Origin of the sequence: Saccharothrix coeruleofusca, from assembly GCF_014648515.1 — a bacterium.
GTDB classification, from domain to species: Bacteria; Actinomycetota; Actinomycetes; order Mycobacteriales; family Pseudonocardiaceae; genus Actinosynnema; species Actinosynnema coeruleofuscum.
The window spans coordinates 651,719-664,521 of sequence record NZ_BMRG01000004.1; the positions used below are offsets into that span (position 1 = coordinate 651,719).

Annotated in this window: 6 protein-coding genes; all 6 read right to left on the reverse strand. The window is 70.7% G+C overall.

Annotation, left to right across the window (positions count from 1 at the left end):
* Window positions 1-38 precede the first annotated feature (38 nt).
* Entirely contained in the window at window positions 39-1,148 is a 1,110-nt protein-coding gene (locus IEZ00_RS15185; RefSeq protein ID WP_189223848.1) for a 50S ribosomal protein L11 methyltransferase, read from the reverse strand.
* Window positions 1,145-2,314, reverse strand: coding sequence for a cytochrome P450 (locus tag IEZ00_RS15190; RefSeq protein WP_189223849.1), 1,170 nt, complete (start codon window positions 2,312-2,314; stop codon window positions 1,145-1,147). The genes IEZ00_RS15185 and IEZ00_RS15190 overlap by 4 nt, the downstream gene beginning before the upstream one ends.
* The gene (locus tag IEZ00_RS15195; RefSeq protein ID WP_189223850.1) at window positions 2,295-4,820 is read right to left on the reverse strand and encodes an amino acid adenylation domain-containing protein; all 2,526 of its coding nucleotides are present in this window, start codon (window positions 4,818-4,820) and stop codon (window positions 2,295-2,297) included. The genes IEZ00_RS15190 and IEZ00_RS15195 overlap by 20 nt, the downstream gene beginning before the upstream one ends.
* The gene (locus tag IEZ00_RS15200) at window positions 4,814-6,118 is read right to left on the reverse strand and encodes a condensation domain-containing protein (protein ID WP_189223851.1); all 1,305 of its coding nucleotides are present in this window, start codon (window positions 6,116-6,118) and stop codon (window positions 4,814-4,816) included. The genes IEZ00_RS15195 and IEZ00_RS15200 overlap by 7 nt, the downstream gene beginning before the upstream one ends.
* A gap of 64 nt (window positions 6,119-6,182) precedes the next feature.
* Window positions 6,183-11,912, reverse strand: a complete 5,730-nt coding sequence (locus IEZ00_RS15205; protein ID WP_189223852.1) for a type I polyketide synthase — start codon at window positions 11,910-11,912, stop codon at window positions 6,183-6,185.
* Window positions 11,909-12,803 (reverse strand): non-ribosomal peptide synthetase (locus tag IEZ00_RS15210; RefSeq protein ID WP_189223853.1); only part of this gene is annotated, 895 nt, incomplete at its 5' end. The genes IEZ00_RS15210 and IEZ00_RS15205, both read right to left, overlap by 4 nt.

Below are 12,803 nucleotides of genomic sequence, written 5' to 3' on the forward strand. Positions count from 1 at the left end.
GGTAGGCGCAGGACCGCGCCGTCACCGGCAACGCACAGTCACACCGAGGTGATCGAGACGACTGCCGGAACGACCGATTCGATACCCCGGACGCGCAGGGAGTGGAGCAGACGTGCCCTGTCTTCGGGTCCGTCCGCCAGCAGGCACTTCGGGGACAAGCGCCCGCTGGCCAGGTCGCGAGCGGAAACCGCCTGCGGTGAGCCGGGCACCTCGCGCACCCGTACCTCCTTCCAGCCACGCAGGTCGGCCAGCCACTCGTCAACGAGGTCCGGCAACGCGCGCCCCTGCGGTAGCTCGGCTATCACCAGGACGTCGGCCGTTCCGCCGGGTACCAGGACGGTGCCCATGGCTCGGACGACCGACCTCAGCGCCCCCTGGGCGGACGTCCAGCCCGTTTCGGGTGACCGCCGCGGGCCCGTCGGGCTGTTGAAGACCAAGCGATCGGCCCGCTCCGCGGGCAGCGGGTTGCGGTTCATGTCGGCGACGGTGAAGGCTGCGGGTATGGCGTTCACCGCTGCGTTGACACGGGAATAGGCGACAGCGCGGGGGTTGACGTCGATACCGATGACGCTTGCGCAGGAGGTCCACGACGCCAGCGCCAGGATGCCGCTACCGCAGCCGATGTCGAGGAGGGTCTCCGACGCCGTGGTGCGGATGGCGTCGAGGAGGGTGAAGCTCGACGCATGTGGTGGCATCACCAGCCCGGCCCCGGTGGCCATGGTGATCGCGACATCACCGGGCCCGGTGGTGAACAGGGCGTCCGACAACAGGTACAAGGACCGCACCGGTGAGATGGAGACCGTCGGCGACACCTGGCCTTCGTCGATCCGCACCAGCGCGAGCGCCTCAAGGACACGGGCGAGCGGAGCGGACACGACGTGTTCGTAGCGGTCCCGCGGCAGGGGGCCGTTCCGGACGAACAACTGGATCAGCGCACCGGCGGTGTCCGTGGTGAGCGACTCGACGTCGAGGGCGGAGTACACCGCGTACATCGCCGAGTGGCTCAGCAGGTCGATGGCGTCCGCCGCGCCGAGCCTGCGCGCGACGACGTCATCGGTGAAGCCCGCCTCCCGCAGGGCGGGCTTCAGCGAGCCGAACCGGTCCGCTGCGGCGTTCGGGAGGTCCTCGGGGGCCCATGGCAGCTTCATCCGCGGACCTTTCGACGAAGTCGGACGGTGAACCGGTCGAGCCCGAAGTTGATGATCGAGCGGTTGTGCACCGGAGAGCGCACCACCTCCACGGACTCCAGCGTCGTGGCCAGCGCCGTGAACAACGCGCGCAACTCGATGCGCGCCAGCGGGGCACCGATGCAGTAGTGCGCTCCCCAGCCGAAGGCCACGTGCCGATTCGGACTGCGTCGCAGGTCCAGGTGGTGGGGCCGCTGGAAAACGGCCGGATCGCGGTTGGCCGCAGGTGTCCAGACCACCACGGCATCCCCCGCCCGGATGTGGCAACCCGCGAGTTCGACGTCACGGGTGGCGCTGCGCAGCACCTGCAGCCCGACGGATGTCCAGCGCAGCAGTTCCTCGACGGCAACACCCATGTCGGCGCCTGCGCGCAGGGTCTGCCAAGCGTCCGGGTGCTGTGTCAGGGCCAGCATCGCCATCGCGGCGGTGTGCCGCACCGTCTGGACGCCGCCGACGATGATGTTGTCGCAGTTGAGCACTGCTTCTTCCACGTCCAGGTCACCAGCCAGCGCGCTGGCGACATCTCGCCCCGGCTCCCGCCGCTTCCTGGTGACCAGCGAGAACAGGTACGGCAGGAGTTTCTGGTGGGCCTTCTGCCGCCGCAGCGCGGTGTCACCCAGGAAAGCCTCGTCGCACATGGCCACGACATCGTCGCGATCTTCGGCGGGGACACCCATCAGCTCGCACATGACCAGCAAGGGGACGACCGCACCGATCTCGTGCACGAAGTCGATGTCCTCGCCCTCGGGCAGCTCTCGCAACACACGCCGCGTCAAGTGAACCACGTGCTGCTCGAGCGCCGCGGCGCCACTCGTGGAGAAGAACGGGGCGACTGACTCGCGGTAGGCGCGATGTCGCGGGGGGTCGGTGAGGGCCATCATCTTCCCCGCCCCCGCCGGAGGCCGTCGGCCCGATCCCAGCAGCGACCCGCGTTGGGAGCTGAACGCGACCGGATCACCGAGGACCGCCAGTGCCTCACGATGGGCCAGCACCGACCAAACAGGGCCGTCGTCGGGTGTCTCATGGCGCTGGACGGTGCCTTCACGGCGTATTTCGTCCACGAGCGCGTGCGCATCCTGCCTCGCCCAGAACTCCGGACTGGTGATGTCATGCTGGTCCAGCAGCACCTGAGCTCCTTTCGGCCCGCTCGGCGACGGCCTCCGTCCCGAGGTCGATGCGCGTGGCGAACTCGCGCACTGTCGGATGGTCGAAAACCGCGCGTACGGGCAGCTCGACACCGAACTCGACGGCCACCTCGGCCACGATCCGCGGGGCCAGCAGGGAGTGACCGCCAGCGGTGAAGAAGTCGTCATCGGGCCGCGCCCTGGCACAGCCGATGACCTCCCGCCAAATGGCCTCGAGGCGTCGTTCCGTCTCGGTCGCGAAGTACGGCTCCGAGGGCGATTCGGCGGCGTTCGGGATCGGCAACCGACGGCGGTCGATCTTCCCGCTGGCCGCCAGGGGGAACTCGTCGAGCACGACGTAGGCGCCGGGCACCAGGTAGGTGGGCAGGGTGTTGATCAGTTGCCGGTGCACCGCCGCGATGTCCACACGGCGTCCCCGGCGCGGTTGCAGGTAGGCCGCCAGCCTCGGGTTCTCCGGGTCGTCCCCGTAGGTCCGAGCGGCCGTCCTGGCCACGTCCGCGGCTTTGCCCAGTGCGGCCTCCAGTTCGCCCAGTTCCACCCGGACTCCCCGGATCTTGACCTGGTCGTCGGCTCTGCCCGAGAACAGCAGCCTGCCGTCGGCCGTGCGACGGGCGAGGTCGCCGGTGCGGTAGACGTCGCCCGCCAGGAACGCGCTCGCCGTCTCCGCGGGGCGGTTCAGGTAGCCGTGCGCGAGGTGCGGACTGCGGATCCTGACCTCCCCGACCTCGCCGGTCGGCACAGGCAGGCCGGACTCGTCGGTGAGGTCGATCTCCCTGCCGGGGATGGGCGTCCCCAGCGGGATGGGGTCCTCGGCGGGATCGGCGACGACGTGGACGGTCGCCGAGATGCACTCGCTCGGACCGTAGAGGTTGCGGACCACTGCCCCTGGGAAGTTCCGCCTGACCTCGTGCACGAGGTCGGCCCGCAGCGCCTCACCGTGCAGGGAGACCGCGCGCACGTGCTGGAGCGGACCGCACTGGACGAGCGGACGGCACAGGCTGGGGACCGCCAGGAGGTGGGTAACCCGGTGCTCGGCCATCCAAGCATGGACCTTCGCGGGGTCCGCCTTGACCTCGGCTGGCGGCACGACAAGCGTCGCACCGGCGTGCACGGCCATCGCGATCTCCACGTAGGCACCGTCGTAGACCAGGCTGCCCCACTGCAGAACGCGGGCCCGCTCGTCGAGCGCCAGCTCGGCGGCGAGCCATTCGGCGAACTGCGCCAGGTTGCCCGCGCGTTGGACGATGCCCTTGGGCGTGCCGGTGGACCCGGACGTGTAGACGAGGTACTCGGTGTCCGTAGGCACGCTCGGCCTGGCTAAGCCAGGGGCCTTGGGGCGCAGTACCTCGACCGCCGCTCCGTCCACCGACAACAGAGCCGCGCCCTCGGAAACGGACGTCATGCCGTTCGGGCGCGCGATCAGCCCGGACGGAGCGCAGTCGGCGACGGTCGCGGCTCGCCGCTCGCCGGGCTGGTTCTCGTCGAGCCAGACGAATGCGACGCCTGCTTGCCGCGCGGCCAACAGCGCGCACACGGCGTCCGCGCCGTCGGGGAGGGAGATGGCGACGACATCGCCAGGCCGCAGTCCGGCCTCGCTGAGGGCGGTGGCATACCGGGCCGTCCGGTCGTCGAGTTCGGCACGGGTCAGCACGCCCTCTGCCGACAGGACGGCCGGGCGATCGGTGGGCACTGCGGTCATGTCGAATCCTTGGGCAGAGGTCAGGAACCGGGAAACCAGCTCGGCCGCGGCCGCGGGAGCCTCACCGATCACCAGGTGGCCGCCGGGGAGCGTGGCCTGGGTGAACGATCCGCCGACGTGGTGGCGCCACTCGGCCATCTCGGGGGGACTCGCGGTGGGGTCGTCCTCACCCGACAGGACCAGTACCGGGCAGTCGAGCAGCGTCTGCTCGGGGTGGCGGTAGCCCGCGCACAGGTCGAGGTCGCCTGCCGTGACCGCCAGGGATCGTTCGAGGAGGCCTGCCTCGGCGAGCGCCGCGGCGTCAAACCCGCCGGTGGCCTCCAGGAACGGGAGCAGATCCTGCCCAGCGGCCGGGCCGGGGGGTTCCTGCCAGCACCGGGGCGGCAGGAGTGCGGCCAGCACGCAGGCGACCGGCGGGCGGTCGAGGCAGGCGGCGACGTTGAACGCGACCAGCGCGCCGAGGCTCTGACCGAGGATCGCGTAGGGGTGCTCGATGTGCGGGTGCATGGCTGTCCGGATCCGCTGGACCAGTTCGTCCAGCGTCGCGGGCATGGGTGTCCCCGTCCGGCCCCCTCGGCCGGGAAGCCGCACGGCCCACAACTCGATGTCGTCGGGCAACGCCCGACCGAACTCCCCGAATGCCGCCACATCGCCGCCTGCGTGGGGCAGGCAGAACAGGCGCAGCCTGCTCGCGGGCCGTGGAGCGGGGAGCCAGAACCACTCCCCTGCCAGGCGCGGGGCCGGGACGGTGGACGGATCGGCCGGATCGGCGGGGCTGCCGGTCACCACGCGCGGCTCCCCAGTTCGGACAGCGGGGCCCCCGGATCGGCCGCTGCTGCCCAGAGGACTCCTTCGTAGCCGTCGAGCAGCCGTCGAGCGGTACCGGGCAGCAACCGGTCGGTGCGGTAGCACAGCGCTTGATCCATTGCCCGTGGTGCTCGGTCCAGCACGTGCAGTTCCAGTGCGAATCGCGTGACCGCCTGGCGCGCGCCACCCCACTCGGCCACTTCGAGACCGCCCCAGCGCGTGCGGCCCGCTCCCGTGTGCAGCAGCTGGAACGCGATGTCCGCCAGTGGTGTGCTCCCCTCACCACGCCGATCGCGGCTTTCGCTCACCAGGACGTCGAAGGGGACCGACGAGTGCTCCATCGCGTCGAAGGTGGCCGCGCTCACCCGTTCGGCGATCCGGTCGAACGGCAGCCCACGGGGGATGTCCATGCGGAGGGGGACGGTGTTGACGAAGAACCCCACCGTGGACTGGAACTCGGCGCGGGATCGCCCGGAGACCGGGACGGTGAGGACGATGTCATCCGTTCCGGAGACATGGGACAGCAGCGCCGTCAACGCCGTCAACGCGGTGACGAACATCGTGCGCCGGTACCGGGCAGCCAGTGATCGCACTTGTTCGACCAGATCCGGCGGGATGGGACGGAGCAGCTCCTCACCGGCCGCGGATGAATCCACCTGGTGTGGCCGGTCGGCGATGAGATCCAGCAGCGCGGGCGCACCGTCGAGCCGTTCCCGCCAGAAGGACAACTCCCGTTCGACGTGCTCCCGCGTGAGCGTGGCGCGCTGCCAGGCCGCGAAGTCCGAGTACTGCGCCTCGGGGGCCGGGAGCCGCACCGGAGTGCCACTCGAGTGAGCCGTGTACAGCACTTTGAGCTCCTCGGCCATGATTTCGATCGACCACGCGTCGATGAGGATGTGGTGCACGACGATGACCAGGACGTGCCTGTCGCGGTCGAGGCACAGCAACCAGATCCGGATCGGCGGCCCGGCGGCGAGCTCGAACGGCGTGCTGATCCGCTCCTCGACGAAGAGGGCGGCCTCGGCGTCCGAGATGTCCACCACCGGGATGTCGACGCCTCCACCGGGCGGAGCGATGTCCATCCTGGGCACCCCGCGCTGGGCCGGGAAACTCGTGCGCAGGGCTTCGTGCCGGTCCACCAGATCACTGACCGCGAGGCGCAGGGCACGCCGGTCGAGCGCACCGCGCAGTTCGTACGCGACGCACCCGTTGTATTCGGTCGCGCCCGGATCGAGTTGCTGCAGGAACCACAGCCGGTGCTGGGCAGGGGATACGTTCATGACCGGCGGTGGGGCTCGGCGCCGCCGGGTGCCGTCGCCCGGATGGGGTGGAGGACCATGGAACTCAACCTTCCCTGGGATCGGAGTGCGGCTGTTCTGCGAAGTCGCTCCCTTCGGCACCCACGTGCCTGATCAACGACTCCCAGCAGAGGTGGAGCTTCTCCACCGTCTCGGCGTCGAACGACGGCCGGTGCACGATGTCCACGAACCGGTTCTCGCCGATGCTGATGACGTCGAAGAACAACGGGTACTTGGCATGCCTGACCGGCGGGAGGTCGATCGAGACGTCGAGGCCGCTCATGCGCGGCTCGGGGACAGCGGGGTTGAGGTTGAAGACGGCGTCCGGTTCTCCGGCGGCCGCGGGGCGGTCGAGCAGGTTCACCAGGTGCGGTCGCGTCCGGGCCTCGAGATCGCGGAACGACTCTCCCCTGGACAGAGCTGTCCGCACCCCGGCGACCAGCACGTAGTGGCCCGCGAAGTCGTGCTCGTCGAGCGGCCGCTGGTCCACGTGGACACCCAGGCCCAGTTCGGCCTCACCGGTGACCTGGTGCAGGGCGTAGGCGAACGCGCTGAACGCCAGCGCGAAAGGGGTGCAACCGAGTTCAGCGGCCCCGGTGCGCAGAGCGGCCCAGAGATCCGGAGCCAGCGGGACGGTGTGCCGACGCGCCGGGTCGAAGGCGTCCGGCGTGCGGGGAAGCGGTTCCGCGACCGAGGTGACCTGCTGCCGCAGGCGTACGGGCACAGCAGGCCGACTCGGCGGAAGGGATTCCCCCGCCACGTGCCCGCTGTAGAACCCCGCCAGGTCGTCGAGCAGCAAGGACAAGCTCGTGCCGTCCATCACGAGGTGGTGCGCGGACACCAGCAGCGCGTGGTGCTGTGGCGAGTGTTCGAAAAGGGTCGCGCGGCACAACGAGCCGTCGAGGGGGGCGAACGGCGCGGCGGCGTCGTCGGCGATGGCCTCAGGCGTCGGCGGGACATCGGAAACCCGGATCGTCAGATCCGTGCTCCGGTCGCACCTCAACCACTCGCCATCAGCGGTCACCGCGGCGCGTAGCGCTGGGTGGTTGCGCCCGGCATCCCGCCAGGCCCTGCGGAGGGCGTCGCGGTCCAGATCACCGCGGAGGTCAACCAGCACGCTCTCGTGGTAGGCAGTCCACTGAGGACCGTGGTGGCGCTGCAGCTGCCACAGCTGCTTCTGCTGAGGCGTCATCGCCCACTCCAGCCGGGGAGCGGGTTGCGCGGCCGTCAGGAACCCCGGCTCGCGCAGGCGCCGCAGGCTCGCGTCGACCGCGTCGAGCAACCGTTCGGCGTCGGTGTCCTCGTGGACCGTCGACAGGAAGAACGTCCGCCCTTCCTGCACGTGGATTCCCTCCGACAACAGCGTGTGGTACAGCAGCTCCATCTCCAGCGGTTGGTGGAGGCTGGGGTTACCGCGGTACTCCAACCGCCACATCGACCCGAAGGACGCGACGGTGTAGGGGACGGCCGCTTCGCGGAAGATCTCGCGCAGCCCCTCGACGAGGCGGTCCGCACGCGCGTTCAGGTCCTCGTAGAGCCCCGGACCGGAATCGGCCAAGTGGTCGAGGACCGAAGTGGCCGCCGCGACGGCGAGCGGGTGCTTCTGGAAGGTGCCGCCGAACAACGTCGTGGTGTGCGTCGGCATGCTGCCGTCGCCCGGACGCCACACGCCGCCGTCCATCCCACCCATCAGGTCGCCCCTCCCGGCGATCACCGCGAGTGGCAGGCCACCACCGATGATCTTCCCGTAGGTGGCCAGATCGGGGGTGACGCCGAAGTGCGCGGCGGCACCACCCGGACCGATGCGGAACCCCGTGATCATCTCGTCGAAGACGAGAACCATGCCGCGCTCGCCGGTAAGCCTGCGCAGTGCCGCGAGGAAAGCGGCAGGCTGCAACGAGGGGTTGCGGCTCTGCACCGGCTCGACGACCACGGCCGCGACATCGTCGGCTGCCCGCAGGTACTCCAGCGCCGACTCCTGCCCGTACGGCAGGACAACCGCCTCACTCGCCGCCGCGGCGGACAGGCCGGGCGCGATCGGGGTCGCGCCACCGGCATCCGCTCTGGCCAGCACGAGATCGGTCAACCCGTGGTAGGACCGGTCGAAGTAGGCCACCTTGGGGCGTCCGGTGGCCAGCCGGGCAAGCCGGATCGCTCCCATGACGGCCTCGGACCCGGTGTTGCAGAACGTCACCCGCTCGTGGCCGGTGAGGTCGCCCAGCCGTTCGGCCAGTTCGTATGCCTGCTTGAGCTGGACGCCCAGCGAATACGTCCTGTCCAGCTGCCGTCGGATGGCACTGGTGACGAACGGCGGGTTGTGCCCGAACAGGTGAACACCGAAGCCCATGCCGTAGTCGATGTACTCGCGGCCGGAGTCGTCCCAGATCTTCGCGCCTGCCGTGCGCTCGGCGACCAGCGGGACGTGCAGGTCTTTCAGCTCCGGGCGGAAGTGGCTGAACGGCCTGCTCTCGGCCAGGCGAGGACGGTACCGCCGCACGAGCTGCCGGGCGTGGGAACTGGTCCGCGACGCGAGGTCGTTGACGAAGCGCTCCTGGGCGGGTGTCAACTTGCTCGGCCGCCACTTCGGCGGTTCGGGAGGCCGCCCTGCGGACGAACCGGTCCGCGTCCCGCCCGCTGGAACGCCCTCGGCGGGCTTGGCGCCCGCACTCGCTGACGTGGCCGTGCTCGCCGGTGGATCGGCGGAGATCCGCGCTCGCGCACCGAGGAGGGTGAGTTGATCGCGCATGAGCTTCAACTGCTCGGCGACTACGGCGGGCAAGCCGTCGACCGGCCTCGCGTCAAGTGGCGCGACGTCCACGGCCGGCGCACTCGTCGTCGGAACCGCGATTTCCTCAGCGGTGGTAGGCGCGGTTTCCCCCTCCTGGGCGTCTGCACCGTCGAGCACCCGCACGCCGCTGAGCCCCCCAGCCAGCTCACGGATGGTCATGTACTCCTCCAGGAGCTGCCTGACCTCGATCTGCGTGCCGTAACGCGCGTTGAGCCGCGCCACGAGCTTGAGCATCACCAGGCTGTCCGCTCCCAGCTCCAGGAACCGGTCGTCGTCGGAGATCTCCCGGACGTCGAGGCCCAACTGCCCGGCGAGTTCGCCCTTCACCCACGTACCGAGGTCTTCGACCGCCGGGTGTGTCATTTCGCTCCCCTTCGGGGTCGGATCGAGGCCCCAGTACCGCTGCCGCTGCCAGGGATAGGTGGGCAGGCCCTGGACGAACCGGCCGTGCGGGTACACAGCCGTCCAGTCCAGGTCGGCCCCGACCGAGTAGAGGCGCGCGAGGGTTTCCGGGAGGTCGCCGCCCGCGTGGACGACCTCCACCGGCGTCGTGCCTGCCCACCGCGCGGTGACGGCGATGTCCACGGCGTGGGCGGAGGCCGGACCGATCTCGAGGAAGCTGGTGAAACCCCGGCGCAGCAGCGCCTCCACGGCTTGCCGCATCCGCACCGGCTGGACGACGCCGCGAGCCCAGTAATCCGGCCCGAGCGCCGCCGGGTCCAGGACGTCACCGGTGACGCTGGAGCAGAACAGGGCTGTGCCGGAACCGGTGGCCGCCCCCACCCCCATCGCCCGCATCCGGTCCGCGGCCGGACGCATGGCCGGGCTGTGGAAGGCGTAGTCCATGGTCAAGCGCGTGCAGCGGTAACCAGCCCCGGTCAGCACCCCGGCCGCGACGGCCAGTCGCTCCTCCGGCCCGGACAGGACGCAGCCGCGCGGGCTGTTCTCCGCCGCCAGCACCAGTCCGGCCTGCTCAGCGGCTCGCCTGATGTCCTGCGAGTCCGCGGACTGCCCGGTGACGGCCAGCATGCCACCGGACCCGCGCAGGTCAGCCATCGCCGTACCGCGTTCCGCCACCAACCGGGCCGCGGACTCCAGGTCGAACAAGCCCGCTGCGAAGGCCGCCGCGGCCTCTCCCGCGCTGTGGCCGATGACGGCCGCGGGCCGCACGCCGAACGATCGCCACACCGCGTAGAGCGCGGCTTGGTAGACGAACAGCGCGGCCTGGGCCACGGCCGTGTTCCGCAAACGCTCCGCCCCGCCGCGGTTCCACCCCGCCAGCAACCCGTGTACCGACACTCCCAGCGTCTCGGCGAAGATCGGCTCACACGCGTCGACCACCTGCCGGAACGCGGGCTGTGCGAGCAGTTCGCGCCCCATGGCGGCGTGCTGGCCGCCCTGTCCGGGGAACACCAGAACGCTCTCACGCCAGAACCGCTTCTCGCGCCGCTCGTTGTCCGCCGTGGCACGGCGCAGCTCGGCGACCAGTCCGTCCCGGTCAACGGCGACGAAACCCCGACGGTGGTCGAAGTGCGCGCGTCGGACCGCTGCCGTGTAGCACACGTCCGCCACCGACGGGCCGTCCCCGGCTTCCAGCGTGTCGGCGTAGCGGCCCGCCAGCGCACGCAGGGCCGCGGCGCTGCGAGCCGACAGGGGCAGGACGAGGGCGGGGTGGTCAGGGATCGTCGTGGTCGGTGCGGGCACGCCCTCGGAGACGACGGCGTGCGCGTTGGTGCCGCCGTACCCGAACGAGCTGACAGCTCCGACCAGCTCCTTGCCGGTGTCCCACGGGCGCGTGCTCGTGACGATCTCGACCGAGCCACCGGTCGCGGGCAGCCGGGGGTTGAGCCGTTCGGTGTGCAGCGAGGCGGGCAGCTTCCGGTTGCGGAGGCACAGGACCAGTTTGACCAGGCCGGCGAGGCCCGCCGCCGCCTCGGTGTGGCCGATGTTGGACTTGACCGAGCCCACGTAGCACGGCCCGTCCGCGGGCTGCCGCTTGCCGTACGTGCGCAGCAGCGCTCCGAACTCGATGGGATCCCCCAGCGGAGTGCCGGAGCCGTGCGCCTCGACGTAGGTCACCGCGGAGGAGGGCAATCCGGCATCCACCAGAGCGCGGTTGATGACCTCCTCCTGCGCGGGCCCGCTGGGGGCGGTGAGGCCGTTGCTCCTGCCGTCCTGGTTGACCGCTGTTCCACGGATCACCGCGAGGACCTCGCTGCCGCGCCGCTGCGCCGACGTCAAGAGCTCCAGCACGAGCACCGCGCAACCGTCCGAGCGCACATAACCGTCGCCGTCCGCGCCGAAGGGCCGGCAACGACCGTCCGACGCCATCATGCCGAATTCCGAGAGCGACACCCAGTTGTCCGGGGCCAGCACGAGGTTCACCGCGCCGACGAGCGCCCGGCCGCACGTGCCCCGCCGCAGGTGCTGCACGGCCAGGTCGAGGGCGACGAGGCCGGAGGAGCAGGCGGTGTCGACCGCCAGGCTGGGCCCTCGGAGGTCGAACGCGTACGACAACCGGTTGGCCGCGATGGCCGGGGACTGACCAGTGCTGAAGTACGGACCGACACGTGCGAGGTCGGCGCCCAGCAGCCGCCCGTAGTCGCTGCCGCTGATACCGACGAAAACACCGCAGTCACGGGCTTCGTCACCGCGAGCGGGCAGACCTGCCCGCTCCATCGCCTCGTGCGAGACCTCCAGCAGCATCCGCTGCTGGGGATCCACGCTCTCGGCCTCGGCGGGCGAGATCCCGAAGAACCCCGCGTCGAAGTCGGCCGCGCTGGGCACCCGACCGGCCCAACGGGTGCCGGTCGTGCCCGGTGCGGAGATCCCCGCTGGGACGTACTGGTCGAGCGGTCCCGTGGAGCCGGGCAGTTCGGTGATGGCGTCGGTCTCGTCCATCAGCACCCGCCACAGGTCCTCCGGTGCGAACACGTCACCGGGGAACCGGCACGACATGGCCGTGATCGCGATGGGCTCGGCGTTCATTCCAGCGCCTGCACGAGGTCGGCGATGGTGGGGTGGTCGTAGACGAGGGTTTCCGGCACGCTGATCCCGAGCACCTTCGCCAGCTCACCGGCCAGTTGCTCGGCACGCAGCGAATCCAGCCCGTACTCGGACAGCGGCGCGTGGTCGTCGATCTCCGCCGCCTGCACTCCAACGGTCCTGGCCACCAGCCACCTGACCATCGGGCGCAGTTCGGGGCCGCTCGCGCGGGGCCGGTCCTCGGCGAGCGGGTACCGGTGGCGCACCTCGATCGCCCCGCTCCGCAGCCTGCGGGCGCACTCGGCGCGCTGGACCTTCCCGCTGGAGGTCTTGGGCACGCTCCTCGGCCGGACCAGGGCGATCATCTGGGCCCTGAGCTCGAAGGTCTCACCGAGGCGGCGCTGCACGGCCGCGGCCACCGCGGGCAACTCCTCGTCGGAGCAGGAGTCCACCACTTCGCAGACCACACCGACCTCCTCCCCCAGCGCGCCCTCCTCGGGGAACGCGGCGGCTCCACCCGGCCGGATCGCCGGGTGCGCCCGCTCGGCGACGTGCTCCAGGTCGATCGCGTCGTAGTTCTGCCCTCGGACGATGATCACGTTCTTCAGACGGCCGCTGATGTAGATCTCGCCGCCGTGCCGGAACCCGAGATCCCCGGTTCGCAGGTACAGCCGCTCCGGGTCGCCCCTCAAGTGCCCGTAGAGCTTGCCCCGGACGTTGCCCTGGTCGCCGTGCACACCGGTGGTGACCGCCCACCCGGCGATCCAGATCTCGCCGACGGTGTCGTCCCCCAGTGCGTCGTACGTGTCGGGCGAGACGATGGCCACCTCCAGCCCCGGCACCGGGCGGCCGCACGACACGAGCAGCCTGGCGTCGTCCGCGGCGGGCCTGACC